We start from the raw sequence: 24,043 nt of genomic DNA, 5'->3' as shown, positions 1-24,043 counted from the left end.
AGTGAAATCCTTTATACGATACGATGACCCGCCGCCGTCAGGCGTTGGGCAATTTCTGCGATATGCGCGGGGCTGACCTCACAGCAGCCCCCGACGATAGTGGCGCCCATGTCCACCCAGGACAGGGCGTGATCGGCATAGGTGGCTGGGGTCAGATCGGCGCGGGCAGTCAGGCCGGAGGCCGTTGTGCCGCCTGCGATGAAATCCTCAGTGATCCGGGTAAAGCCATTGGCATAGGCCCCGAAGGGTTTGCCGCAAACGCTGAGGTCCTGCAGCGCTGCACCCACAACCTCAGGCATAGAACAATTGATAAGTGCTGCATCCGCCGCAGCGCTGATCTTTGCCGCATCGGACACCGGCTCGCCTGAGCGCAGGACGCGGCCGTCGCTGTCATCAACCGTAAAGGCCAGCCAGACAGGGCGGTTCGTGGTCCGGCCCGCCTCCAACGCGGCCTTGGCGGCGGCAAGGCTTGGGATGGTCTCAAACAGCAAGACATCTACACGTGGTGCCAGGACCGCTGCCACTTCGGCAAAGGCGGCGACCGCTTCATCATGGGGCGGCAAAAGATCCGCGCGGTAGCTGGCCCCCAGTGGACCGATGGAGCCTGCAATGCGGCCTGCCGCCTTCACGGTATGGGCCGCATCCAGCGCCGCATCATAAAGGGCAGGCATCTGCGCCTCGAGGTTTGGCATTTCGACCCCGTCACCCGCATAGTGGTTGCTGGCCCCGCCGCGCAGCCGGTCGCGGTGCACCGCATAGGTATTGGTGGTGGCCATCGTGGCCCCGGCATCGGCAAAGTCCCGATGGACGGCGGCCACCACGGATGGGTCATCCAGCAAAGCCTGGGTCGCCCAGAGCGGGGTCGCAACCCCGCCTGCGCGCCGGACCAGCTCTTGGCCCATGCCACCATCCAGAAGCGTGACCTGGCTCATGCCCGGATACGCGCGTTTTCTGGATCCCAAAGCGGCTGATCCGGCTGGACCGTGGCTTTGCACATTTTGCCGAAGATGTTGATCTCCAGCTCTGTGCCCGGCTCGGCCAGATCGGTCTTGATCGTGCCCAGCGCGATGGATTTGCCAATCCGGTGGCCCCAATCGCCAGAGGTCGTCTCACCCACCACTTCGCCGTCTTTAAAGACCGTGGACATATAAGGCGCATCCTGATCGCCAGCCTCGACGATCATGGTGACAAACCGCTTTTGGATGCCCTGCTGCTTTTCAGCTTGCAACGCGGCCTTGCCAGAGAAATCCTGCGGCTTGTCGAGCTTGACCCACCGGTCCAGACCGGCCTCCAACATGGAGTAATCGGTGGAAAGATCGCCCTTCCAGGTCCGATAGCCTTTCTCAATCCGCATGGAGTTCAGCGCATACATGCCAAAGGGCTTTGCACCCGCTTCTTTCACAGCCGCATAGACCGGCGCGCTGTCGTCAAAGGCGGTGTGCACTTCCCAGCCCAGCTCTCCGGCAAAGGACACGCGGAAGAGCTTGGCGGGCTTGCCGGCAACGGTGGCGTCTTGGATAGACATCCAGGTGGCTTGCAGGTCCGCGCCTTCGGTGATGCCTGCCAGCACGTCGCGCGTGGCGGGGCCTGTGACCAGCAGCGTGGACCAGTCGCGGGTGATGTCCGTCAGGCTTAGCGTGCCATCTGCGGGCAGGTTGTCGCGCAGCAGCTCAAAGTCGTGCCACAGCGCCACAGCAGCCGTCATCAGCCAGAAATCATCTTCACCGTGGCGAATGATGGTCATCTCGGTCTTGATCCGGCCGCGGCTGTCGGCCCAATAGGCCAGGTTCATGCGGCCCACTTTGGGCAGCGCGCCGGTGATCTGACCGCGCAGCCATTCAGCCGCCCCGTCCCCCGACAACGCATAGCGCGAAAAGCCCGGCATATCGAGCACACCGCAATGCTCGGCAACGCCGCGCACTTCTTCTTCGATCCGCTTGAACCAGGGGCCATTGCGGTCCCAGGTCTGGGTGGATTCCTCAGATGTGTCATCGCCTTCATGGGCAAACCATGTCGCGCGTTCCCAGCCGTTGAAGGCATCCATCTGCGCGCCACTCTCCAGAAGCGCCTGGTGGTTCGCTGACAGCTTTTTGCCCCGGCCCGCAGGCCAAGCGTGATAGGGGAAATGCATCGCGTATTCGTGGCCGTAGGTTTCCAACGCCTTGGCGTGGCAGAAATCATGGTCACAGTGATCGGTGTAGCGGCGCGGATCGACGGCCCACATGTCCAGCTCGGTTTCACCGTGCATGATCCATTCCGACAGCACCTTGCCCGCACCGCCGCCCTGAGCAATGCCGAAGGTGAAGGAGTGGCCTTCAAACGCGTTCTTCACACCCGGCATTGGGCCAATCATTGGCAGACCGTCAGGGGCGTAGGGGATCGGGCCGTTGATGTTGCGGCCGACACCAGCGGTACCCAATGCGGGCACACGTTCCATCGCGTCCTCAATGTAGAACTCCAAACGCTCCAGATCATCGGGGTAGAGCTGGAAGGAGAAATCTTCGGGCATCGGATCTTCGGGCGTGACCCAATGCGCCTTACAGTTACGCTCATACGGGCCGAGGTTCAGACCGTATTTGTCCTGACGCAGGTAGTAGGAGATATCCACGTCGCGGATCATGGGCATCTTGTGGCCCTTTTCTTTGGTCCAGGCTTCCAGCTCTGCGATTGGCTCGGTCAGGAAGTACTGGTGGGACATGGTGACCATGGGAACGGTGCGCCCGCCGAAGGGCTTGAACATCTCGCCCACGCGCTGTGCGTAGTAGCCCGCGCAGTTGACGACATACTGGCAGCGGATCTCACCTTTTTCGGTCTTCACGATCCATTCGTCGCCGTCCCGGTCGATGCCGGTCACAGGACAGAAGCGTTCGATTTGACCGCCTGCCTCACGCGCGCCTTTGGCCAAGGCTTGCGTCAGCTGGGCGGGGTCGATGTCGCCGTCCAGCGGATCCCAAAGACCGCCCGCCAAGCTGTGTGTTTCCATGAAGGGGTTCAGCTCCTTGAGCTCATCCGGGGTGCACATGTCCATCTGCAGACCCTGATAGCGGCCCATGGAGGCGACCTTTTCAAACTCTTGCATCCGTTCTTTGGAATGCGCCAGACGGATCGCACCGGTGACGTGGTAGTTCATCGGATAATCCACGTCGTCGGCCAGCGTGCGGTACATCGACAGCGAATAGCGCTGCATGTTCATCACCGCCCAAGAGGCTGCAAAGTTGGGGCAGTTGCCCGCCGCGTGCCAAGTAGAACCCGCAGTCAATTCGTTCTTTTCCAGCAGAACACAGTCTTTCCAGCCTGCCTTGGCCAGATGGTACAAGGTGGAGGTGCCAACGACCCCACCGCCGATGATGACCACGCGGGCCGTAGTTGGAAAATCAGCCATTTTTCTCTCCCTTAGGTGTCGTGCTGCGGCAAGCCGTCAGCGATGTCGTAATAATCGCCCTTGTCGGCGACATAGATGTGTTTGGCGGTTGTGATGCCGGTGGCCCCCTCAAGGGTCCCGGCCATCACGGAAACAGCGCCATTATCAGCGTCATGTTTCCAAAACAGTGAAGATCCGCAGACCTTGCAAAACCCGCGCTGTGCTTGCGGGCTGGATTGGTACCAGCGCAGGCCTGCGTCACGGCGGATCACCAGTTGATCCGGGCCGACCTGGGTGGCCGATACATAATGGCCTGACGTTTTGCGGCATTGGATGCAGTGGCAGGCAACCGACGGCCTGAGCGCGCCTTGCAACTCAAACGTCACCGCACCACACAGACAGCTTCCTGTGATCATATCAGGCCCTCCCCGGCAAGGAACTGCTGCCCAGCAGCACACCGTAGATCACGAAACAGACCGACATAAACCGGCGGAACCAGACGTTAAAGACGGCCCCCAGGGCGGCCCGCCCGATGCCTGCGCCCAGGGCTGTAAAGCCCGTGTAGCTCAGCGCGGTGAGGGTCAGCGCGGTGGGCATGATCACGGCCATCTGATCCCAGATCGGCACGCCCGGCTGCACAAACTGCGAAAAGGCCGCAAGATAGCCTGCCACGGATTTGGGATTGATCGTCGCAATCGCCAAAGCGCGCCAGTAGATATGGGCCGCCGGACGCTCATCCACCTGCGGCGGTGTCTTCGCGGTGATCCAGCCGCGAATGCCCAGGTAGATCAGAAAGGCCGCGCCCAGGTATTTGGCAATGGTAAAGGCGGCCTCAGACGTGGCGATCAGCGCGGTCACGCCGAAGGCCGACAGCACCAGGAACAGCGTGGCCTGCGTGAGGATCGCCAGCACACCCACCAGGCTGCGCCGAAACCCCAGCGTCATGCCATTGGTGATGCAGTTCACCGCATTTGGTCCCGGCGTGGTCACAAAGACCCCCCAGAACAGCGCGAATATGATCCAGGCCTCAAAGCTCATTCAATACACCGGCGGGGCAATGGCCCAGATGGCCACGGCGGGCACATCATGTGGGTTGGACCAGCGGAAGGCTTCGCCGCGAATGCGAAAGCTGTCACCGGGGTTGAGGTGATGCGTGGTGCCCTCAATCTCAATATCAAGCTGACCTGAGAGGATATAGCCCACCTCTTGGGTCGGGCGGGTGACTTCTTTGGTGATGCCGCTGTTGGGCTGAAAGGTAGAATGCACCATTTCAAAATCATCGGTCAGATCAGGCGACAGCAGCTCCTCCACAAGCCCCGCAGTATGAGAGCCGATGGGCCGACGCGCATCTTTGCGCACGACATAGCCCGCCTCATGGACCGGGGCGGCATCATGACGAAAGAGCATCGACATCGGTACGCCAAGAGCTGCTGCAATGTCGCGCAGATCGGTAATGGAGGGTTCAGAGATGTCACGCTCCACTTGGCTCAGCCATCCGACAGAGCGGCCCAGCTGATCGGCCAGTTCCGTCAGGGTCAGCCCACGGGTCTTACGCAACGCCCGCACGTCCGCTCCAAGCGTTTTGGGCATGTCAGGCGGGTTGTGCTGCATGTTGATTCCGTGAAATTCACTCTCTGATTTTCACGTAACAGCAGGGCGATGAAAAAATCTAGATTTATTTCACGTCCACGAAGGTATTTTTGAGGATCTCTTCTAACGCTGCTGCATCTTCGGGCGTAAAAGCCTCCGGCTGGTCACTGTCGAGGTCAAAAACAGCGATCAACTGGCCTGCACCATTGGTCACAGGAAGCACCAATTCAGACCGCGTAGAGCTGGCGCAGGCGATGTGGCCAGGAAAGGCATCCACATCAGGCACCAGCTGGGTTTTCATCTCACGCGCTGCCGCACCACAGACGCCGCGTGAAAACGGGATCACCAGACAGCCATGCCCGCCCTGATAGGGCCCGATCTTGAGCAGTTCGGGGGCCACCACACGGTAAAATCCGGTCCAATCGAACCGATCATCCGAATGATGCACCTCACAAGCGACGGTGGCCATGAGGGCGACTGCATCGGTTTCGCCTTCGGTCAGGCTGGCGATGGTTTGAGCCAAGGTGGTGTAATCTACGGACATCGGATGACCTGTTTTGCAGCGGCAGGAGAGGTGGACAAGCCTAGGGGCGCTCAATCGCGATAGCCGTGCCTTCGCCGCCGCCAATGCAGATGGCTGCCACGCCGCGTTTAAGGCCACGTTTTTCCAACGCATTCAGCAATGTAACCATGATCCGCGCACCGGAGGCACCGATGGGATGGCCCAGCGCGCAGGCCCCGCCGTTCACATTCACGATGTCATGGCTCAGGCCCATTTCACGCATAAAGGCCATGGGCACCACGGCAAAAGCCTCATTCACTTCCCACAGATCCACGTCCTCTTTGGCCCACCCGATGCGCTCAAGCAGCTTTTGCCCGGCAGGCACCGGCGCTGTGGTGAAAAGACCCGGCGCTTGGGCATGGCTTGCATGGCCTAGAATGCGCGCACGGACAGTGAGCCCCTGGGCTTCGGCCGCTTCCTCAGATGCCAACACCAGCGCCGCCGCACCGTCCGAGATGGAGGAGGCGTTGGCGGCGGTCACCGTGCCGCCTTCGCGGAACGCGGGCTTAAGCTGAGGGATCTTGTCAGGGCGCGCATTGGCGGGCTGTTCATCTTGCGCGACCATGCTGTCGCCTTTGCGGGTTTTGAGCGTGATGGGCGCGATCTCTTGATCAAACGCGCCAGAACTCTGTGCCTCCAGCGCGCGCGAAAGTGAGGCCAGAGCGTATTCATCCTGCGCTTCGCGGCTGAACTGATAGGCCTCGGCGCAATCCTCAGCGAAGGTGCCCATCAAGCGGCCCTTGTCATAGGCGTCTTCCAGCCCGTCCAGAAACATATGATCGATAACCTGCCCATGCCCCAACCGCGCGCCACCGCGCATCTTGGGCAGGACGTAAGGCGCACCTGTCATGCTCTCCATCCCGCCCGCAATCATCACGTCGGACTGGCCCAAAGCGATCTGATCGAACCCGATCATCGCCGCTTTCATCCCCGATCCGCACATCTTGTTGAGCGTGGTGGCGGGCACCTCTTCGCCCAGACCCGCTGCAAATCCCGCCTGCCGCGCGGGTGCCTGACCTTGCCCTGCGGGCAAAACGCAGCCCATCAGCACCTCTTCGACCTGCGGCTTTCCTGCCCCATCCATGGCCGCTTTGATCGCATGGCCCCCAAGGCTGGCTGCTGTTTGGTCGGCAAGACTGCCTTGAAATCCGCCCATTGGCGTGCGGGCCGCCCCCGCGATTACAACATGACGCATGACAGTTTCCCTCTCGTGCTTATCGAATTGTAAGGGTTTCGCGATAGGCACGCTCCACCCGCTTACGGAGCATGTGTATGGAAATAACGACCAGAACAGAAGGGGACATCTGTATCGCGACGGTGCAAGAGCGCCGGATTGATGCACCCGGCGCTGTGGCGTTCAAAGAGGCCATGCGCCAACGGATTGAGGATGCACCGGACACCATCATTCTGGATCTCTCCAACGTCGATTTCATCGATTCAAGTGGACTGGGTGCGCTGGTCGCGACGCTCAAAATCGTCAGCCCCAAACGCCAGTTGCGTCTGGCCGGGCTGACGCCCACCGTCCAAAAGGTCTTTGCGCTGACACGCATGGACAAAGTTTTCCAAATCAACGTGACACTTGAGGAGGCGCTGAATGCCAAACGCGCTTGAACAACATCTGGCCGCAACAGTGGCAAACCACGTCATCGACGGGCCCACTCTGAACATACAGTTGCAAAGTGAAGAGCTCGCTGTCCGAGAGGCATTGTCAAAGCTGGTTGCGGGTCTCGATGCCTGGGACCTCACCTCAGAAGAGATCGGCACGGTCCAGCTGGTGGCAGCGGAAATTCTCAACAACATTGTTGAGCATTCCTATGCCGAAGCTGAGATGCCTGGCCCGATTTGGGTGCAAGGCAAGTTTTGCGCAGACGGTCTGCATCTGTTGATCCGCGACCAAGGGGTTGCCATGCCGAACGGCCACATCCCGCTTGGGCCAACCCCGAACGTCGAAGTTGATCTTTTGGAGCTGCCCGAAGGTGGCTTTGGCTGGTTCATGATCCAGGACCTGGCCAAGGACGTGCAATATGAACGCGTCGGGCGCAGCAATCATTTACACCTGCGGATCGCGGTCATGCCGCAACGATTGGCCGCAAACTGACAACAGTCTTTGAACTACGGGCACATTGGTGCCGTTTGCGCAAAAATGCCACATTTCTGCCCTCAAACATCCCAAAAAGGACCAAGCTGTTCCACAGTTCGGCCTTTGTGCACAGGCAAACAGAACGGGTAGCTGCATAAGGCTTCCGTCGGCACCGTGCTTTATAGCCCCCACCCAGTGTGCGGTGTCGACGCTTATGCCGCCACGATGCGCCGCCATGGCCCTTTTCCGTCACTACAAATGATCCAACACAGCCTGTCCTCAGGGCGTGCAGCGCATGCGTGATGCCCCACGTGAAAAAGGCTATCTAAACGGCTCCGACGCCTGCGGAATTGTCCTGAGCTTAGTTCAGCTGGAAATGCAAAGGATAGGCACCGTCCGTGAACGGGCCAAAAAGATCAGGAATATCAGGGTGATCAACAGGCTCACCTGAATAATCGGCGATCAAATTCTGCTCAGACACATAGGCCACATAATAGCTTTGGTCATTCTCAGCGAGCAGATGATAGAACGGCTGATCCTTCACTGGGCGGCTGTCCTCGGGGATCGCCTCATACCATTCATCTGTATTTGCGAATTCCGGGTCGACGTCAAAAATTACCCCTCTGAAGGGATGTTTTTTGTGCCGTACAACCTGGCCAAGGTGATATTTTGCGCGCGTGCGTATCATAACGTTGCAGCCCCTACCCTTCGTTAGTACCCGTTTCAAGAGGGTTTTGTCCAATGCCCTGGCGGAAATGTAGGGAAACAAACTGTTGAACTTGATCTTCACTGTGCTCGAAATCGTAGCCCCCGTGTTCTTGCTGGCGGGGGTTGGCTTTGCCTGGGTCAAGCTGGGATTTGAATATCGGCTTGAGTTCGTCACCCGGTTGGCGATGACCCTAGCAGTGCCCTGTCTGATCTTCACCGCGCTGGTGAACACAACCCTGGATCCAGCGGCCCTGACAACGCTGACGCTTGCCAGCCTGGCGGCCTATGCGGTGGTGTCGGTGGTCTTTTTGTTGCTGATCCGGGTTTTCGGCCTGAACCAACGCACATTTGCGGCCCCTTTGATCTTTGGCAACACCGGCAACCTGGGCTTGCCGCTGGCCCTTTTTGCTTTCGGAGAGGTCGGCCTTGAATACGCGGTCGTTGTCTTTGCGGTGATGGCCCTGCTGTCCTTTACCTACGGCATCTGGCTGGTGGCGGGGGCTGGCTCTTTTGACAAAGCGTTCAAAGAGCCGCTGATGTGGGCCACGGTGCTGGGCGCGGTTTTCCTGTGGCAAGGCTGGACGCTGCCGACGTTTCTCAACAACACCCTTGATCTGATCGGGCAAATGGCGATCCCTCTGATGCTGCTGACCTTGGGCGTTGCGGTGGCCCGCCTGTCGCCCAGCGGCATGGGGCAGGCGTTTTTGTTGTCCCTTGTTAAACTAGCCATCTGCGTTGGTTGCGCCTGGCTGGTCGCGAATGGGTTCGCGCTGGATAAAACCGCCCTAGGTATCCTTGTGCTGCAGGTCGCCACCCCGGTTGCGGTCACCTCTTATATGCTTGCGGAAAAATACGGTGCCGATGCCCAGGCTGTCGCGGGGCTTGTCGTGGTCTCAACGGTCATGGCCATCGGCGCATTGCCGCTCCTTTTGGCTGTTCTGTTGTGATTTTGTGATGTGACGCGCCTGCAAAATCAGGTAGACTGCGAAAAAATATATAACAAAAAGCGAGAGGCAGATGAGCAAAACCCTTCGCGCCATGATCATAGTGCTGCTGGTGGCATCCTGCGGCGGCGGGCAGTCGTCCGCGCCCCGGAATTTGGACAACGCCTGTTCCATCCTCCGGGACCGCCCGCAATACCTCAAAGCGTTCCGCAAAGTGGAGCGCAAATGGGGCGTGCCGATGCATGTGTTGATGGCCACCATTCACCAGGAAAGTAAATTCGTCTCGGATGCGCGCACGCCCTTCCGCTATGTGCTGGGCGTGATCCCCATGGGCCGTCAATCCAGCGCCTATGGCTACAGCCAAGCCCTGGACGGGACGTGGGATGAATACCGCGATGACCAGAACCGTCGCTTTGCCCGGCGCGACCGGATTGACGATGCCACGGATTTCATGGGCTGGTATTTCAACGAGACCAGAGACCGTAACGGCATCGCGCTCAGCGACGCGCGCAATCAGTATCTGGCCTATCACGAAGGCCACACAGGATATGCGCGCGGCAGTTACAACCGCAAATCCTGGCTGTTGGGTGTAGCCGCAAAGGTGCAAGCCCGCTCTGTCATGTACCGCGATCAAATCAGTACCTGCCGGCTGCGGCGGTAAGCTGCGCCTGTCTAATTGAGCGGGCGTGACTGGAATGTGGTCGCACAACACTGGCAACTGCATTGAGCTGCACGGTTGAATTGAGTTGTAGAAGAAAGATGAAGCGCGACGGTCTGCGCTTCATCTTTCCCTTATAACTCAAAAAAGACCGTTCAACGCGCGCCTACATCAGGACTGGAGCGCCAAAGGCTCAGCGATTGCCCTGTCCGGGGCTGCCCACATCAAACAGGCTGTTGGGCAGGCTGGCCCCCCGCTGCAAATCCCCCAGCACTACCGTCGTTTGTGAGCCGTTCCCATTGTTGATCACCCATTGGCGCAGCTCCACCGGATCGGCGGTGAACTTGAGCTGGATGTTGCCGTACTCTGGGTTTTCGGGGTCTTGGGCTGTCACCACCGTGGCTGTCCCATCAAACCGGTGGCCTGTGACCATATTGGCCGCACCAAGGTTCACGTTGCGCGCCAGGATGATCGACAGCGGCGTGCGGTTGAGCGGATAGCTTTCGGGCGGTTGGTTGGATTTTTTGTCGTAGATCACAACCGTGTTGCTGCCCGCAACCACCAGCGCGGTTTCTGGTGGGTTATATTCAAACCGCACCTTACCGGGCCGCTTGATATAGATCGTACCTGTAGAGATTGAGCCGTCGTCGTTGATCTGGGTAAAAGCGCCCTTGGCGGTTTGGAGCTTATTGAGATAGGCGGAAATTTCCCCCAGCGGCAGGATCTCTGCAACCGCAGTGACCGGCAAGGCGGCGATCAGCGCCGCGGCAAAGAGTTTCTTGGGCAGGATGCTCATGATTGGGAACCTCAGTTTTTTCTTGTCTGAGACATAGGCGGTCCGGGGGTGATATGCGATATCAACAGCGTTTTTTTGCCAGGTTGGCGCGGCGGTGACAAAAAAACCGCCGGGGGAGAGAAACCCCGGCGGCGGTTATGCGCCTTTTGAACATGACCCTTGGAGGTAAGCCTTTAGCCTTGTTCTGGCACTAGAATTTCACGTTTGCCCACATGGTTTGCCGGGGACACCAGCCCTTGTTCCTCCATCTGTTCCACCAGGCGCGCGGCCTTGTTATATCCGATCGCCAGTTTGCGCTGGATGTAGGAGGTGGAACATTTGCGGTCTTTGATCACGATGGCGACCGCCTGGTCATAAAGCGCGTCTTCGCCGTCCGTGTTGCCGCCAGTGTTCAGGCCCAGCACCGCATCGATGTTATCGGCCTTGTCATCCTCTGGCCCTTCGACCACGCCGCTGATGTAGTCTGGCTCACCAAATTGTTTGAGGTGGTTGACGATTTCCTCGACCTCTTCGTCGCTGACAAAGGGACCATGGCAGCGGGTGATCTTGGCACCGCCGGCCATGTAGAGCATGTCGCCCATGCCCAAAAGCTGCTCAGCCCCCATTTCGCCCAGGATCGTGCGGCTGTCGATTTTGGACGTCACCTGGAAGGAGATCCGTGTGGGGAAGTTGGCTTTGATCGTGCCGGTGATCACATCCACAGACGGGCGCTGTGTGGCCATAATGAGGTGGATGCCAGAGGCGCGCGCCATCTGGGCCAGACGCTGGATGCAGGCCTCAATCTCTTTGCCTGCGACCATCATCAGGTCAGCCATTTCATCCACGATGACGACGATATAGGGCAGTGCTTCGGGTGTGTTTTCTTCGGTCTCAAAGATGGGCTCGCCTGTGTCATCGTCAAAACCAGTTTGCACAGTGCGGCTGAACATCTCGCCTTTGGCCAGCGCATCGCGCACGCGGCCATTGTAGCCTTCGATGTTGCGCACGCCCATTTTGGACATTTTGCGATAGCGTTCTTCCATCTCGCCCACGACCCATTTCAGGGCCACAACCGCCTTTTTAGGGTCTGTTACGACGGGCGACAGAAGGTGCGGGATACCGTCATAGACGCTGAGTTCCAGCATCTTGGGGTCGATCATAATCAACCGGCATTCTTGCGGTGTGAGCTTATAAAGCAGGCTCAGGATCATCGTGTTGATGGCCACGGATTTACCCGAGCCGGTGGTGCCCGCAATCAGCAGGTGAGGCATCTTGGCCAGGTTAGCGACCACCGGGTCGCCGCCGATGTCTTTGCCCAATGCCAGCGGCAGGCGCATGTTGCTGTCGCCAAAATCGCGCGCTGACAAGATCTCTCGCAGCACCACTTTCTCGCGGTTTTCATTGGGCAGTTCGATGCCAATCACACTGCGGCCCGGCACGGTTGAAACCCGTGCAGAAAGGGCCGCCATCGAGCGGGCGATATCATCGGCCAGGCCAATCACGCGGCTGGCTTTCAGGCCGGGGGCGGGCTCAAGCTCGTACATGGTGACAACAGGACCGGGGCGCACGGCGACGATTTCGCCTTTCACGCCATAGTCATCCAAGACGCTTTCCAACATGCGCGCGTTCTCTTCCAGCGCTTCATCGCTCAGATGCAGGCGCTGCACATTCTCGGGGCTTTCCAGCAGGTTGAGAGGCGGCAGCTCAAAACCGGGGTGGGTTTCTTCAAAGCTCAGCGTGGGCTGCGCTTCGGCCTTGGCCTGCTTGGAAGGTTGGACCGGTTTGCGGGTGGGCTGCTGCACGATCTGACGCGGCTCTGCTACGGGGATGGGTCGCGGTTCTGGCACCACTGGTTCGTCCAGCAACAAGGGCTCTTCTTCCATTGGTGCGGTTGGGATGGCTGTGGGCTGTACGACACGGTCAATCGTGACGGGCGACGCCGCGACTGGGGCTGCGGGCGCAGGGGCCGGCGCGGCCGTGGGGGCGGTCAAGGGCGGTTCAGGGCGCAATTGGGCCGCTGGGGCGGTATCAAGCAACAGCGCATCAGGGCCGCGGCCCCTGCCCTTGGTCAAAGGTGCCGTAGCTGGGGTGTGCACCGCATTTGCGGTGCGCACGCGGTTTTTGATGACGCTGGCAATCTTGGTTTTGATGCGGTCCTCACCGGGCATTTCATCCAAGGCCACTTCGGTTTCGGGCTCAACCAATTCTGGCTCAGGCATCGCATCGGGGCGTTTGATCAATGTAGGCATCCGGCCCAAAAGCCCTGCTTTAGGCTCTGGTTGAGGGGCACTCAGCACCGGCTCTGGCTGGACTGTCGGTGCCAAAGGCACTGTCATAACGGGTTGGCTGGCCTCAAATGCGGCTTGCTCTTCGGCGGCAAGACGTGCCGCTTCGCGCCGCTCCGCTTGTCGGGCCTGCAGTTTCTGTCCCGCCAAAACCGCACCGCTGGCACCACGGCCCAGCAGCATCATCACCACGGCATAGGCCATGATCACACCAACAAGCAGGAAGCGGCCCATGCGGCGCACTTCGACCTTGGTGAACCCCAACACAAAGGCCCCGAAAACCAAGATGCCGATGCCCATCACAAGTGACATCAACTTAACCGTAAAGGTCGACCCGATGGGCAGAACCGTCAGGATGGCCCCCATCACCGTGTCGCCAAACAAGCCGCCCAGCCCAAAGCTGTGGGTTTGCAGCCATTCCGTACCAGGCGCCAGCGTGGCGGCATAGATGGCCCCCATCGCAACGGCAATTGGCGCAAAGATCAGGCGGCCCATGGCCCGGTCTTGGCCAAAGTGCAACGCAAAGCGCGCGCCCCAAACCAACAAGACAATGGCAACGCCCCACGCCCCCCAGCCCACGATCATAAAGAGCGGGGCCGCAATGGACGCGCCGATGCGGCCCATCCAGTTCTGCACAGGCGCATCAGTGGACACCATCCAGTTTGGATCATCCGGCGTGTAGCTGGCGATCATCATCGCCGCCATGACCCCCAACAGGATCAGGACAAGGCCCAGCAATTCTTTGCCGCGTTTTTCAATCGCTTCGGCCATGTTGCTGTCCAGCAAAGGATCTCGCCCACGCGTTTGATATGCCATGCTCTCGTTCCTCTTTCTCACACGGGATAGAAACAATCGCGGATCGCTTGCAGCCCGCGTTCAGTCTCTTCCTTGGACGCGACTAGCGCGACCCGTATGTATTTCTTGCCGGGGTTTTCGACGCCCGGGACATCTTGGGCCAGGTATCCGCCTGGCAGAACTTTCACGCCGGTCTCGCGCCACAATTTGACGGCGGCTTCTTCGTCGTCAGCAACGGGCAACCACAGGAAAAACCCTGCCTCGGGGCTTTGATAGCCAGGAATGTTGCCAAGGATGCGATCGGCGATCTGGAATTTCTCTTGGTAAAGCGCGCGGCTTTCTGCGACGTGGGTTTCATCGTCCCAAACGGCGGCGGCGGCCTGTTGCAACGGCAGCGGCAATGGTGCCCCTGCGTAATTGCGCAGCTGTTTGATTTCGCGAATGGTATCAGGGCCGGACGCCACAAATCCGGACCGCAGCCCAGGCAAGTTTGAACGCTTGCTGAGCGAATGGAAAATGACCACGCGGTTGCGATCAATCCCCATGTCCTCGGCCACTTCGATGGCACCCGTGGGGGGCGTGTCGCGGTAGACCTCAGAATAACATTCATCGGCAAAGACGTAGAAATCATACTGCTCCGCCAAGCGCAGCAAATTGGCCCAATAGTCTTTGCTGGCCACGGCACCTTGCGGGTTGGCAGGTGAGCAAATGTAGGCCGCCGTCGTGCGCTGAAGGACGTCTTCGGACACGGTGGAGAAATCAGGCAAGTGCCCGGTCTCAGCCGTGGCATTAACCATCACCGGCTCATTCCCCCCCGAAATCGCGCCGATCATGTAAACTTGGTAGAATGGGTTCGGCATCAGCACAGCAGGCTGCGCGCCGCCCTTTGTCTCAGGGCAGAGCGCGATCACCGCGTTATAAAGCCCCTCGCGCGTGCCATTCAGCGCCATCACCTCGGTTGCGGCGTCCATCTCAACGCCGTAGCGGCGCTGGATCCAGCGCGCGATTGCGCCTTTCAGCTCAGGCGAACCATCGTTGGGCGGATAGCTGTTAAATCCAGCGGCATGTTTGGTGATTTCATCTGTCACCCAGGCCGGAAACGCATGTTTCGGCTCACCAATTGTCATTTGGATCAGGGGCCCACCGCCTTCATGCACGTCGAGTAACGCGCGCAAACGCGGCCAAGCATGAGCCGGAAGGTTCGAAAACCGCTCTGGGTACACCATCAAAACTGCCTCAGGTCGGGATCATTAACGCCCCGTTTCCCTCAATGTACTCCCAGCCCCCCGTTACGTCCAGAAAAAGCGGTACGCAATCAGGGGGTTGTGGCTTTTGCGCCAAATCAGCGCAGAACTTCTTCCGCTGCCGCCCCAAGCCGCAAGAGCTGTTCCTCCATATGTGGGGGGCACATCATCATCATGCCACAAGAAGGCGTGGCTGTGGGCAGGGTCAGCGCGCAAACTCCCATCAGGTTTCCAATGCGCGTGTTGCGCAGGGCCAACAGGTTTTCACTGACGTAATAGTCATGATCGCTTTCCAACCGAGCAAGGTTTGGCGGCAGGATCGGGGCCGCTGGTAAAATCACCGCATCATAGCTTGCCACCGCCGCCGCATAGCCCGCCCGCAGCGCGTCCAGTTTCGCCCATGCCGCCACATAATCTGCGCCAGAATGCGCTTTACCCAGCCGGAACCGCTCTAAAATCTCATGATACATAGCGTCTGGATTGGCCTCGATCTTATCGCGCCACAGCCCGTATGCCTCAGTGGTGTAAAGACAGCCCGATAGGGGCATCGCTTCTGCCACTTCGGGTACATCAATCTCTTCTATGATCGCCCCAGCGGCGGCCATTTGCGCCACGCCCGCCTCAAACGCCGCGCGCGGCGCGTCGCGCAGATCATCAAGCGCCACCGTTTTCAGCACAGCAAAGCGCCGCCCCCGCAGATCAGCCCCCCGCAGATCCGCCGGGGTGGTGCCTTCTAATGCGGCAAGAAGCAACGCGGCGTCTTCAACCGACCGACAGAGCGGACCAACGGTATCAAACGCCAGCGCCAGCGGCACAACGCCCTCAAGCGACAGGCGCCCTGACGTGGTCTTCAGCCCAACCAGATCGTTCCATGCCGAAGGAATGCGCACCGATCCACCCGTGTCAGAACCGATGCCCGCCGCGGCCAAGTCAAAGGCAACAGATGCCGCCGCCCCTGAGGAAGACCCGCCAGAGACAGCGTCGTGGTCATTCACACAAGGCGGCGTGGCGGTGCTGGGGTTGTGGCCCAAACCGGAAAAAGCAATTTCGCTCATGTGGGTTTTGCCCAGACAGACCAGGCCCGCCGCCGTTGCATTGGCCAAAACCGCCGCATCCCGGTCCGGTGCCCGGCCCTTCAACAGCTTTGAACCTGCCTCTGTCTCTGTCCCCGCTGTGTCAAACAGATCTTTCCAAGAGATCGGCACCCCATCCAGCAAAGACAACCGGTGCCCACTGGCCGCACGCGCGGCTGCGGCGGCCGCTTCTGCCAAGGCGCGCTCAGCCGTTGTGCGTGCATAAATCCGGTCCGCCACCGGATGCGCCGCAATCGCGTCCAGATAGGTTTGGCACAAGGCAACCGGGTCGATTGTGCCTGCGCCAATGCCGCGCCCCAAATCTGCGGCGGTCATCTTAAGCCATTCCTGCATGGCACCCTCCTATTGCTGTTTGGGCCGGACCGTAGCGACGGTTGCGCGCATGGACAATCCTGCATCACCGGACATATTCAGGGGCATGGAATTTGATACCGATATAGCAATTGTCGGCGGCGGGCTGAACGGCACGCTTTTGGCATTGGCGCTGGCGCAGGCCGGGCAAACCGTCACCTTGATTGACGCCTTGGACCCCAAACTGCGCAAAGACGCCGCCTTTGATGGCCGCTCCTATGCGTTGGCGCTTGCGTCACAGCGGCTGCTTACGGGTCTTGGCCTGTGGGATGCGGTGGCCCAGCACGCGCAACCGATGCTGGAGATCAAAGTGACCGATGGGCGTGCGGGCGATGGGCCTTCGCCCCTTTTCATGCATTTCGATCATGCTGAGATCGAAGAAGGCCCGATGGGCTTTATGGTAGAAGACCGGTATCTGCGCCGCGCGCTGCTTGAGGCGGTTAAGAACAGCCCTGCGGTCACGCAGATGAACAAATCGCAGGTTACTGGGCAAGAGGTGGGGGCCAATGGCATCACGCTTACCCTGTCGAGTGGCAAAACCCATCACGCGCGGCTGGCCGTGGGGGCCGATGGGCGGCGCACCGGGATGGGACAGCGCGCGGGGATCAAGCGCACTGAATGGGCTTATGGGCAAACTGCTTTGGTCTGCGCGATTGCCCATAGCCAGCCCCACAACGGGATAGCGCATCAGTTCTTTATGCCCCCCGGCCCGCTTGCTGTGCTGCCTTTGACGCAAAACAGGTCGTCGATTGTTTGGAGCGAAACCGCAGCGCAGGCCGCCAAGATCAATGCGCTTTCAGATGACGCATACCTTGATGTGTTGCGGCCCAGGTTCGGCAGCTTTCTGGGGGACATCACATTGGCTGGCGCGCGGTATACTTACCCGTTGGGCCTGTCCCTGGCGCATGAAATGATCGCCCCGCGTCTGGCGCTTGTTGGGGATGCGGCGCACGGCGTGCATCCGATTGCGGGCCAAGGGTTGAACGCAGGCATCCGTGATATTGCGGCTTTGGCCGAGGTCATCGCAGATGCCGCCCGGCGGGGTGAGGATATCGGGGCCCAAGGCCCGCTGCTGCGCTACCAGGAATGGCGCCGGTTCGACAATGCCGCGCTTGCCTTGGCGACAGACAGCTTCAACCGGCTGTTTTCAAACGATAACCCCATACTTCGGGTGGCGCGGGACATCGGGATGGGGGCCATTAACGCCCTGCCCGGCCTGCGCCGGAGTTTTATAAGAGAGGCCGCCGGTCTGACCGGAGAACTGCCACGTCTGATGAGAGGTGAAGCGCTTTAACGTCTTGCCGGGGCATTTCCTGACGTAGGGTTTCGGGCCTTGATCCTGCAAGGTCAGGCCCCTGCAGCCCACGGGCCAATCCCAACTTAGCCGCCCAGCGGTCGTGCCTCATCCACCAACATCACCGGAATGCCATTGCGAATGGGAAACGCCAGCCCGGCGGCTTTGGACACCAGCTCTTGCGCCTCGGCATCGTAGCTGAGTGTCGTCTGGGTGCGCGGGCAGATCAACGCCTCCAGCATCCGGCGGTCGAATATCACTTCCGTGTCGTTCATTGCATCAGCCCTTCGTCTTGTCCGCCGCGCAGGGCGTATTCGATCAATGTCACCAGGGTTTCCCGCCGGGTCTGAAGCGATGGCGCTTCAAGCAGGGCTTGCTTATCTTCTGGATCAAAGTCCAGCATCATCGACAATGAATTGATCAGCAACTCGTCATCCGCCTCTTTGAGGGTGGACCAATCCGCCGACAGGCCGCGCGTATCGAAATACCGCCCCAGGGCATCCAAGAACGTCGGACGTTTGAATGCGGGGTCTTCTTCACCGTCGCCCAGATCCCTTGAGAAACCTTCCCAAGACACCTCGCATTTGCGGTAGGGCGCAAAGCCTTCGATCTCTTTGACCACCCGAAACCGCGACACACCACCCAGGGTGATCATGTAACGGCCATCTTCGGTTTCAGAGAATTGCGTGATGCGACCGGCACAGCCGATCGTGTGCAGGCCCGAGCCTTCGCGGCCAGGCACCTGGTTGGGCTGCACCATTCCAATAAGACGCTGGTCTGTTTTCAATGCGTCCTCAATCATCTGCAGATACCGAGGCTCAAAAATGTGCAGCGGCAAACGCGACCGAGGCAGGAGCAAAGCACCTGTCAGCGGGAAAATAGCAATGGTGTCCGGTAGATCTGTTGGCTGGATCATGTAGGGGAAGTAGTGCAGGACCCCGATCAGGCAAATATCATTGAGCTCAATTTACGACGCCCGTTCAAAACAATCGGATCATTGGGCTTGAGCGCCTCAAAAATCGTGAAAAGCTGGGTCTTTGCAGCGCCTTCATTCCACTCACGATCTTGCCGGAAAAGCTCAAGCAACTGCGTCACCGCGCTTTCTGCGTCGCCGTTGGCATAAAGCGCCTGTGCCAAATCGAACCGCGCTTGTGGATCTGTTGGATTGGCCTCCACCGCTGCGGTCAATTCGGCCACAGGACCGGCATCCGCGGCCTGCCGCGCCAGTTGCAGCTGGGCGTGGGCTGCTTCCAGTTCAGCGGTGTTTGAAATTTCGATGGGCGCACCGTTCAAAAACGCCTCAGCCTGATCCAACTGGTCCATGGCGATATAAGCGCGCACCAGGCCACCATAGGCCGGTGCATTGTTAGGCTCTTCGCCCAACACGGCAGAAAAGGTCTGTGCCGCATCAGCAGCGGCCCCTTCGGCCAGCATCTCTTCTGCGGCGGCAACCGCATCGGCCAGACCGTCACCCGGTGCCTCACCCCCAGATTGCTGGATCACTCGGTCAATAAACGCCGCGATCTCAGACGGGGGCAACGCGCCCTGAAAACCATCGATGGGCTGGCCTTTGAAAAAGGCATAGACCGTCGGGATCGACTGGATCTGCAGTTGGCCTGCGATCATCTGCGCCTCATCCACGTTGACCTTGACCATTTTGACGGCCCCTTTGGCCGCGCGCACCGCGTCTTCCAACTGCGGCCCCAACGTTTTGCAGGGCCCGCACCACGGTGCCCAGAAATCAACGATGATCGGCACCGTCTGAGAGGCTTCGACGACATCAACCATAAAGGTTGCCTCAGAGCTGTCTTTGATCAGCTCTGCATCAGAAGGTCCGGCGGAAAGGTTCAGGTCCATGAATACGTCCTCGCGTGTCGGGTTGGCGTCTATATGTCGCCTTCGCCGTATGAATTAAAGGTCAAAGGTCGCAAAAACCGGGGCATGGTCGCTTGGCTTTTCCCACCCCCGCGCCGCGCGCACGATGTGGCTTGAATGCGCGGCGTTGGAAATGTCGGGCGTGGCCCAGATATGATCCAGCCGCCGCCCCTTATCGGCTGTGTCCCAATCGGGTGATCGATAGGACCACCAGCTGTAAAGATTGCCCTCGGGGATGTCCTGCCGCGTGATATCAACCCACTGGCCCGCCTCTTGGGTCGCCCCAAGTGCCTCAACCTCAACCGGTGTGTGGCTGACCACCTTCAGCAGCTTTTTGTGATCCCAAACGTCATCTTCGCGGGGGGCGATGTTCAAATCCCCAACCAGGATCGCTTTTTGCGGGGTTTCTGCGTGGAACCAATCGCGCATGTCCGACAGGTAATCCAGCTTTTGGCCAAATTTTTCGTTCACCGCACGGTCAGGTTTGTCGCCCCCTGCGGGGACATAGAAGTTGTGGATGGTCGTGCCGTTCTCCAGCCGTGCCGCCACATGGCGGGCGTGGCCCAGGTTTGCGAAATCCTTGTCCCCCGCATCTTCCAGCGGCAGTTTGGACAGGATCGCCACGCCGTTGTATCCCTTTTGACCGCGCGCAACCATGTGATGATAGCCCGCCTCGGCAAACCCCTCCATCGGGATCTTGTCGACCGGACTTTTGCATTCCTGCAGGCACAAAACATCCGGCCCATGTGCGGCCAACATCTGCAGCACCAGGGGTTCGCGCAGGCGGACAGAGTTGATGTTCCAGGTGGCAAGGGTGAAAGGCATCGCGGTCTCCATGTGATGGTGCGCGCACCCTAACTTGCCTATCCCCGCATCACCATCGCGAAAGGCCACCGCAGGCAGGGCCAAGACAGAAAAAAGGCCGGACCCGTGGTCCGGCCAGTTCAACAGGGAGGTATGTGCCATTGCCCGGGCACAAGCTTCGGGGCGTCTGCGGCGCGGGACCTGGCCCGTCCGCCTCGACGTTGATGTGCAGCAAGGAAGGGAGGAGCCCCTGCTACGACATCAATCTGTAACCCCCAGATTCGGTCACAAGAAGGCGTGCATTTGACGGATCTGGTTCAATTTTTTGACGCAGACGATAAATATGCGTCTCAAGCGTGTGGGTTGTGACACCGGCGTTGTATCCCCAGACCTCATGCAGCAGCACATCGCGCGGCACCACACCATCAGTTGAGCGGTAAAGGAACTTAAGGATATTCGTCTCTTTCTCCGTCAGACGCACCTTTTTGTCGTCTTCGGTAACCAACAGCTTCATGGAGGGTTTGAAGGTGTAAGGCCCAAGCTGGAAAACAGCGTCTTCTGATTGTTCATGCTGGCGCAGCTGGGCCCGGATGCGCGCCAGAAGCACCGGAAATTTAAAGGGCTTGGCGACATAATCGTTCGCCCCGGCATCAAGACCCAGAATGGTGTCTGCATCCCCATCATGGCCTGTCAGCATCATAATCGGGCTTTTAACACCCTGTTTGCGCATCAGGCGGCACAGCTCACGGCCATCGGTATCAGGCAGGCCAACATCCAGGATCACAAGATCATAAAGCGCCTCTTTTGCGCGGGTCATGGCATCGGCCCCGTTGGCCGCCTCAAAGACATCAAAGTCTTCGGTCATGATCAGCTGCTCGCTCAACGCCTCCCGCAGATCGTCGTCATCATCGACCAGCAGGATTTTCTTCAATTGTGCCATTGGCTGTCTCCACTCTGTGTTGTCAAAGACATGTGCCCGACACCGCAAGAGGGCAAGGTTTCGCCGCACCGTTTCACGCCCTCGTGTGAAAGAGGGCGTGAAATGTTTCATTTCCGGGCCGCGTGACATAGATATCTTACAAGTTTGCAGATGGACCGTAACAAATGAGCTTTGCCCTCGACATCACAGAAGTGCTCGCGCGGGCACGATCGGACCTTCGGATGGGCGTGCCGGTGGTGCTGACGGGCGCAGAGAGCGTGCTGATCCTGGCGGCTGAGACGTTGTCGGCCCAGCGCCTGACGGATCTGCTGGCCCTTGGCGGCACGCCGACGCTGACCATCACTGCGCGGCGGGCACAGACCCTCAAGGCGCATGTCTATGACAAGGATCTGGCGCGCATCACTCTGCCTGTGGATGCGACGCCCGCTTGGGTGCAATCCATCGCCAACCCCGCTGACGATCTGCGCGCGCCGATGAAAGGGCCCTTTAGCTGCGCGCGGGGTGGCTCCACGGACGCCCACCGGGCGGGCCTGCAGCTGGCCAAATCGGCACGGCTTTTGCCCGCCATCCTGGTGCTGCCGCTCAAAGACGCCAGCGCATTCGCGGCCGAACATGGGCTGACCGAAGTCTTTCTGGCCGCCGCGGCACCCGTGCTGGCCGAACGCAGCGCCTTGCACCCGGTGGTCAATGCGCGCTTACCGATGGAGGCGTCAGAAGCCGGGCGTCTGCATATTTTCCGCCCCGAAGACGGTGGCGAGGAACATTATGCCATCGAAATCGGCACACCTGACCGATCTGCGCCCGTCCTGGCACGGCTCCATTCGGCCTGCTTTACCGGCGATCTGATGGGCAGCCTGAAATGCGACTGCGGCCCGCAGCTGCGCGCCGCCCTTGCGCAAATGGGTGCCGAAGGCAACGGCATCCTGCTCTATCTCAACCAAGAAGGCCGCGGCATTGGCCTGACCAACAAGATGCGCGCCTATTCCTTGCAGGACCAGGGGTTCGACACGGTAGAGGCCAATCACCGCTTGGGCTTTGAAGATGACGAACGGGATTTCCGCCTGGGCGCGGATATCCTGAAATCCATGGGCTTTTCCGCTGTGCGCCTGCTCACAAACAATCCGCGCAAGGTTGATATGATGCAGGCCAGTGGTGTGGATGTGGCAGAACGGGTGCCGCTAAAGGTGGGGGAAAACCACTACAACAGCGCATATCTGGCCACCAAGGCCAAAAAGTCCGGACATCTTTTGTGAGCCGCGCCGCCTCGCCCTGGGATATGGTCCTGACCCCTCAGGGCCTGCGGTTTGGCGGCGTGACCTATCCCTGCAGCATTGGCAAAGGCGGTCTGAGCCAGCGCAAACGGGAAGGGGATGGTGCCACCCCGCAGGGAATCCACCGGCTTGTCGGTATGCTCTACCGGCCGGACCGCATGGCCCAACCCGCCGATTGGGCCAAACCCATCGGCCCTGGCGATCTGTGGTCCGATGATCAGGCGGATGCTGACTATAACATGATGGTGCGCGCACCCTATGCGCCCAGCCATGAAAAACTGCGCCGGGCGGACCCCCTCTATGATCTTGTACTGATTACCGATTGGAATTGGCCCTACGCGGTCAAAGGGCGAGGCTCTGCGATTTTCATCCACCAGTGGCGGCGTCCGGGCTACCCAACCGAAGGCTGCATCGCGCTGTCGCGCGCCCATCTGCACCAAATCGCCCCCCGCATCCGCCACCGCACGCGGCTGATCATCCCCTAAGATCTTCTGGTCCGGAGCCGCCCTCGCTTGAGCCTGTCAGGCTGACTGGGGGCGGGTTTGCCAAGTTGAATTGCCGAGGGGCCCCTTCGGGGAGACGGCCATTCTGCTTGGGAAAGCCGCGCGCAGGCGGCAGGACGAGGTCAAGTGAGGGTGGCTCCGGACCTTCTGGGCTGGTGAGCCTGAAGCCAGCCCCCCTCAGCCTGTGACGCGGTCGCCAAAGATCGCAGAGCCCACGCGCACATGGGTGGCCCCCAGCGCAATCGCCTTTTCAAAGTCCCCGCTCATCCCCATCGAAAGACCCTCAAGCCCGTTGCGCTTGGCGATCTTTGCCAGAAGGGCAAAGTGCAATGCCGCCTCTTCTTGCACAGGCGGGATGCACATCAAGCCCTTGATCGGCAAATCCATGGCACGGCATTCGGCGATGAAACTATCGGCGTCGGCGGGCAGGATGCCGGCCTTCTGGGCCTCTTCCCCGGTGTTCACCTGGATAAACAGCGCAGGGCAATGCCCGTCTTCCTGCGCGATGCGGGCCATGGCCTTGGCCAGCTTTGGCCGATCAACCGAATGGATCGCATCCGCCAGCCCCATGGCCTGCCGCGTCTTGTTGGATTGAAGGGGGCCAATGAGGTGCAGATCAATCCCCTCAAACTGTTCGCGGAATGCAGGCCATTTGCCAGCGGCCTCCTGCACCTTGTTTTCCCCAAAACAGCGGTGCCCCTCATTCAAGACCGCCGCCACCCGCGCATTGGGCTGAACCTTGCTCACAGCAATCAGCGTGACATCCCCCTTGGGGCGACCAGCTTCTGTTTCTGCCTTGGCAATGCGTTCTTTGATGGTTTGCAAACTCATGGACACCTCCGGGTTTCAACCCGGCACATAGCAAGAGCGTGCTGCAAAAGAAAAGGGGCAGACCAAAGGCCTGCCCCA

The 24,043-nt window shown here is 59.7% G+C and carries 25 protein-coding genes; 7 read left to right on the top strand and 18 right to left on the bottom strand.

The features are described 5' to 3' along the window. Positions 1–11 precede the first annotated feature (11 nt). The 7 genes from ACZ1HM_RS02755 to ACZ1HM_RS02725 all read right to left on the bottom strand — a co-directional run bounded on the left by ACZ1HM_RS02755 (position 12) and on the right by ACZ1HM_RS02725 (position 6,708). Positions 12–932 (bottom strand): homocysteine S-methyltransferase family protein, encoded by a 921-nt coding sequence (locus ACZ1HM_RS02755; protein WP_472741095.1) that lies wholly within the window; start codon positions 930–932, stop codon positions 12–14. Further along, positions 929–3,382, bottom strand: coding sequence for a GcvT family protein (locus ACZ1HM_RS02750; RefSeq protein WP_472741094.1), 2,454 nt, complete (start codon positions 3,380–3,382; stop codon positions 929–931). The genes ACZ1HM_RS02755 and ACZ1HM_RS02750 overlap by 4 nt, the downstream gene beginning before the upstream one ends. An 11-nt stretch (positions 3,383–3,393) precedes the next feature. Further along, positions 3,394–3,777: a GFA family protein gene (locus ACZ1HM_RS02745; RefSeq protein WP_472741093.1), complete on the bottom strand. Its 384-nt coding sequence runs from the start codon at positions 3,775–3,777 to the stop codon at positions 3,394–3,396. Position 3,778: 1 nt separating this feature from the next. Next, complete coding sequence (locus tag ACZ1HM_RS02740) at positions 3,779–4,399, bottom strand: LysE family translocator (protein ID WP_472741092.1); 621 nt, start codon at positions 4,397–4,399, stop codon at positions 3,779–3,781. Beyond that, on the bottom strand, positions 4,400–4,972 hold the full coding sequence (locus ACZ1HM_RS02735) for a helix-turn-helix domain-containing protein (RefSeq protein WP_472741091.1): 573 nt from the start codon (positions 4,970–4,972) through the stop codon (positions 4,400–4,402). 64 nt (positions 4,973–5,036) lie between these two features. Beyond that, positions 5,037–5,495 (bottom strand): GAF domain-containing protein, encoded by a 459-nt coding sequence (locus ACZ1HM_RS02730; protein ID WP_472741090.1) that lies wholly within the window; start codon positions 5,493–5,495, stop codon positions 5,037–5,039. Between the two features lie 40 nt (positions 5,496–5,535). Then, the gene (locus tag ACZ1HM_RS02725; protein ID WP_472741089.1) at positions 5,536–6,708 is read right to left on the bottom strand and encodes a thiolase family protein; all 1,173 of its coding nucleotides are present in this window, start codon (positions 6,706–6,708) and stop codon (positions 5,536–5,538) included. Positions 6,709–6,785: 77 nt separating this feature from the next. Between ACZ1HM_RS02725 and ACZ1HM_RS02720 the strand changes: the two genes are divergently transcribed. Next, entirely contained in the window at positions 6,786–7,124 is a 339-nt protein-coding gene (locus ACZ1HM_RS02720) for an STAS domain-containing protein (protein ID WP_472741088.1), read from the top strand. Further along, positions 7,108–7,611 carry an ATP-binding protein gene (locus ACZ1HM_RS02715; protein WP_472741087.1) on the top strand — a complete coding sequence of 168 codons (504 nt, stop codon included), beginning with the start codon at positions 7,108–7,110 and terminating at the stop codon, positions 7,609–7,611. The genes ACZ1HM_RS02720 and ACZ1HM_RS02715 overlap by 17 nt, the downstream gene beginning before the upstream one ends. A gap of 343 nt (positions 7,612–7,954) precedes the next feature. Here the strand turns inward: ACZ1HM_RS02715 and hspQ are convergent, their stop codons facing one another. Next, on the bottom strand, positions 7,955–8,281 hold the full coding sequence (gene hspQ / locus ACZ1HM_RS02710) for a heat shock protein HspQ (RefSeq protein WP_472741086.1): 327 nt from the start codon (positions 8,279–8,281) through the stop codon (positions 7,955–7,957). Between the two features lie 85 nt (positions 8,282–8,366). Here hspQ and ACZ1HM_RS02705 point away from each other — a divergent pair, with 85 nt between their 5' ends. Both ACZ1HM_RS02705 and ACZ1HM_RS02700 read left to right on the top strand, forming a co-directional pair. Continuing rightward, entirely contained in the window at positions 8,367–9,248 is an 882-nt protein-coding gene (locus ACZ1HM_RS02705; RefSeq protein WP_472741085.1) for an AEC family transporter, read from the top strand. Between the two features lie 70 nt (positions 9,249–9,318). Continuing rightward, positions 9,319–9,906 (top strand): transglycosylase SLT domain-containing protein, encoded by a 588-nt coding sequence (locus ACZ1HM_RS02700; RefSeq protein ID WP_472741084.1) that lies wholly within the window; start codon positions 9,319–9,321, stop codon positions 9,904–9,906. Positions 9,907–10,096: 190 nt separating this feature from the next. Here ACZ1HM_RS02700 and ACZ1HM_RS02695 read toward each other — a convergent pair whose 3' ends face one another. From ACZ1HM_RS02695 to ACZ1HM_RS02680, 4 genes are all read right to left on the bottom strand, one after another. After that, positions 10,097–10,699, bottom strand: a complete 603-nt coding sequence (locus tag ACZ1HM_RS02695) for a LolA family protein (RefSeq protein ID WP_472741083.1) — start codon at positions 10,697–10,699, stop codon at positions 10,097–10,099. Between the two features lie 173 nt (positions 10,700–10,872). Continuing rightward, positions 10,873–13,779 (bottom strand): DNA translocase FtsK, encoded by a 2,907-nt coding sequence (locus tag ACZ1HM_RS02690; RefSeq protein ID WP_472741082.1) that lies wholly within the window; start codon positions 13,777–13,779, stop codon positions 10,873–10,875. 17 nt (positions 13,780–13,796) lie between these two features. Further along, positions 13,797–14,984, bottom strand: coding sequence for an aminotransferase class I/II-fold pyridoxal phosphate-dependent enzyme (locus ACZ1HM_RS02685; RefSeq protein WP_472741081.1), 1,188 nt, complete (start codon positions 14,982–14,984; stop codon positions 13,797–13,799). A 116-nt stretch (positions 14,985–15,100) separates the two neighbouring features. Then, positions 15,101–16,429 carry an amidase gene (locus ACZ1HM_RS02680; RefSeq protein WP_472741080.1) on the bottom strand — a complete coding sequence of 443 codons (1,329 nt, stop codon included), beginning with the start codon at positions 16,427–16,429 and terminating at the stop codon, positions 15,101–15,103. A gap of 85 nt (positions 16,430–16,514) precedes the next feature. Here ACZ1HM_RS02680 and ACZ1HM_RS02675 point away from each other — a divergent pair, with 85 nt between their 5' ends. Further along, entirely contained in the window at positions 16,515–17,741 is a 1,227-nt protein-coding gene (locus ACZ1HM_RS02675) for a UbiH/UbiF/VisC/COQ6 family ubiquinone biosynthesis hydroxylase (RefSeq protein ID WP_472741079.1), read from the top strand. 86 nt (positions 17,742–17,827) lie between these two features. Here the strand turns inward: ACZ1HM_RS02675 and ACZ1HM_RS02670 are convergent, their stop codons facing one another. The 5 genes from ACZ1HM_RS02670 to ACZ1HM_RS02650 form a co-directional block, all read right to left on the bottom strand. After that, a complete protein-coding gene (locus ACZ1HM_RS02670) occupies positions 17,828–18,016 on the bottom strand; it encodes a Trm112 family protein (protein ID WP_472741078.1) in 189 nt (62 codons plus the stop codon). Next, on the bottom strand, positions 18,013–18,657 hold the full coding sequence (locus ACZ1HM_RS02665; protein WP_472741077.1) for an LON peptidase substrate-binding domain-containing protein: 645 nt from the start codon (positions 18,655–18,657) through the stop codon (positions 18,013–18,015). The genes ACZ1HM_RS02670 and ACZ1HM_RS02665 overlap by 4 nt, the downstream gene beginning before the upstream one ends. 26 nt (positions 18,658–18,683) lie before the next feature. After that, positions 18,684–19,598 (bottom strand): tetratricopeptide repeat protein, encoded by a 915-nt coding sequence (locus ACZ1HM_RS02660; protein ID WP_472741076.1) that lies wholly within the window; start codon positions 19,596–19,598, stop codon positions 18,684–18,686. 54 nt (positions 19,599–19,652) lie between these two features. Then, positions 19,653–20,441 carry an exodeoxyribonuclease III gene (locus tag ACZ1HM_RS02655; RefSeq protein WP_472741075.1) on the bottom strand — a complete coding sequence of 263 codons (789 nt, stop codon included), beginning with the start codon at positions 20,439–20,441 and terminating at the stop codon, positions 19,653–19,655. A 232-nt stretch (positions 20,442–20,673) separates the two neighbouring features. Beyond that, positions 20,674–21,360, bottom strand: a complete 687-nt coding sequence (locus ACZ1HM_RS02650; protein ID WP_472741074.1) for a response regulator transcription factor — start codon at positions 21,358–21,360, stop codon at positions 20,674–20,676. Between the two features lie 164 nt (positions 21,361–21,524). Here ACZ1HM_RS02650 and ribA point away from each other — a divergent pair, with 164 nt between their 5' ends. Together ribA and ACZ1HM_RS02640 are read left to right on the top strand one after the other, a co-directional pair. Continuing rightward, the gene (gene ribA / locus ACZ1HM_RS02645; protein ID WP_472741073.1) at positions 21,525–22,613 is read left to right on the top strand and encodes a GTP cyclohydrolase II; all 1,089 of its coding nucleotides are present in this window, start codon (positions 21,525–21,527) and stop codon (positions 22,611–22,613) included. Positions 22,614–22,636: 23 nt separating this feature from the next. Beyond that, positions 22,637–23,116, top strand: a complete 480-nt coding sequence (locus ACZ1HM_RS02640; protein ID WP_472744552.1) for a L,D-transpeptidase family protein — start codon at positions 22,637–22,639, stop codon at positions 23,114–23,116. Between the two features lie 195 nt (positions 23,117–23,311). Here ACZ1HM_RS02640 and ACZ1HM_RS02635 read toward each other — a convergent pair whose 3' ends face one another. Further along, on the bottom strand, positions 23,312–23,965 hold the full coding sequence (locus tag ACZ1HM_RS02635) for a YggS family pyridoxal phosphate-dependent enzyme (protein ID WP_472741072.1): 654 nt from the start codon (positions 23,963–23,965) through the stop codon (positions 23,312–23,314). Positions 23,966–24,043 lie beyond the last annotated feature (78 nt).

Source organism: Sulfitobacter sp. GN1-4 (genome assembly GCF_055693825.1).
The sequence above is the reverse complement of the archived record's forward strand: the minus strand, read 5'-3'. Positions and strand labels throughout refer to the sequence as shown.

Coding starts and splice junctions, on each gene's coding strand:
- ACZ1HM_RS02755 (WP_472741095.1), bottom strand. CDS start 932: ATGAGCCAGGTCACGCTTCTGGATGGTGGCATGGGCCAAGAGCTGGTC.
- ACZ1HM_RS02685 (WP_472741081.1), bottom strand. CDS start 14,984: ATGGTGTACCCAGAGCGGTTTTCGAACCTTCCGGCTCATGCTTGGCCG.
- ACZ1HM_RS02640 (WP_472744552.1), top strand. CDS start 22,637: ATGGTCCTGACCCCTCAGGGCCTGCGGTTTGGCGGCGTGACCTATCCC.
- ACZ1HM_RS02720 (WP_472741088.1), top strand. CDS start 6,786: ATGGAAATAACGACCAGAACAGAAGGGGACATCTGTATCGCGACGGTG.
- ACZ1HM_RS02650 (WP_472741074.1), bottom strand. CDS start 21,360: ATGGCACAATTGAAGAAAATCCTGCTGGTCGATGATGACGACGATCTG.
- hspQ (WP_472741086.1), bottom strand. CDS start 8,281: ATGATACGCACGCGCGCAAAATATCACCTTGGCCAGGTTGTACGGCAC.
- ACZ1HM_RS02680 (WP_472741080.1), bottom strand. CDS start 16,429: ATGCAGGAATGGCTTAAGATGACCGCCGCAGATTTGGGGCGCGGCATT.
- ACZ1HM_RS02740 (WP_472741092.1), bottom strand. CDS start 4,399: ATGAGCTTTGAGGCCTGGATCATATTCGCGCTGTTCTGGGGGGTCTTT.
- ACZ1HM_RS02715 (WP_472741087.1), top strand. CDS start 7,108: ATGCCAAACGCGCTTGAACAACATCTGGCCGCAACAGTGGCAAACCAC.
- ACZ1HM_RS02730 (WP_472741090.1), bottom strand. CDS start 5,495: ATGTCCGTAGATTACACCACCTTGGCTCAAACCATCGCCAGCCTGACC.
- ACZ1HM_RS02700 (WP_472741084.1), top strand. CDS start 9,319: ATGAGCAAAACCCTTCGCGCCATGATCATAGTGCTGCTGGTGGCATCC.
- ACZ1HM_RS02695 (WP_472741083.1), bottom strand. CDS start 10,699: ATGAGCATCCTGCCCAAGAAACTCTTTGCCGCGGCGCTGATCGCCGCC.
- ACZ1HM_RS02665 (WP_472741077.1), bottom strand. CDS start 18,657: ATGATCCAGCCAACAGATCTACCGGACACCATTGCTATTTTCCCGCTG.
- ACZ1HM_RS02670 (WP_472741078.1), bottom strand. CDS start 18,016: ATGAACGACACGGAAGTGATATTCGACCGCCGGATGCTGGAGGCGTTG.
- ACZ1HM_RS02735 (WP_472741091.1), bottom strand. CDS start 4,972: ATGCAGCACAACCCGCCTGACATGCCCAAAACGCTTGGAGCGGACGTG.
- ACZ1HM_RS02690 (WP_472741082.1), bottom strand. CDS start 13,779: ATGGCATATCAAACGCGTGGGCGAGATCCTTTGCTGGACAGCAACATG.
- ACZ1HM_RS02750 (WP_472741094.1), bottom strand. CDS start 3,382: ATGGCTGATTTTCCAACTACGGCCCGCGTGGTCATCATCGGCGGTGGG.
- ribA (WP_472741073.1), top strand. CDS start 21,525: ATGAGCTTTGCCCTCGACATCACAGAAGTGCTCGCGCGGGCACGATCG.
- ACZ1HM_RS02725 (WP_472741089.1), bottom strand. CDS start 6,708: ATGCGTCATGTTGTAATCGCGGGGGCGGCCCGCACGCCAATGGGCGGA.
- ACZ1HM_RS02660 (WP_472741076.1), bottom strand. CDS start 19,598: ATGGACCTGAACCTTTCCGCCGGACCTTCTGATGCAGAGCTGATCAAA.
- ACZ1HM_RS02675 (WP_472741079.1), top strand. CDS start 16,515: ATGGAATTTGATACCGATATAGCAATTGTCGGCGGCGGGCTGAACGGC.
- ACZ1HM_RS02745 (WP_472741093.1), bottom strand. CDS start 3,777: ATGATCACAGGAAGCTGTCTGTGTGGTGCGGTGACGTTTGAGTTGCAA.
- ACZ1HM_RS02635 (WP_472741072.1), bottom strand. CDS start 23,965: ATGAGTTTGCAAACCATCAAAGAACGCATTGCCAAGGCAGAAACAGAA.
- ACZ1HM_RS02655 (WP_472741075.1), bottom strand. CDS start 20,441: ATGCCTTTCACCCTTGCCACCTGGAACATCAACTCTGTCCGCCTGCGC.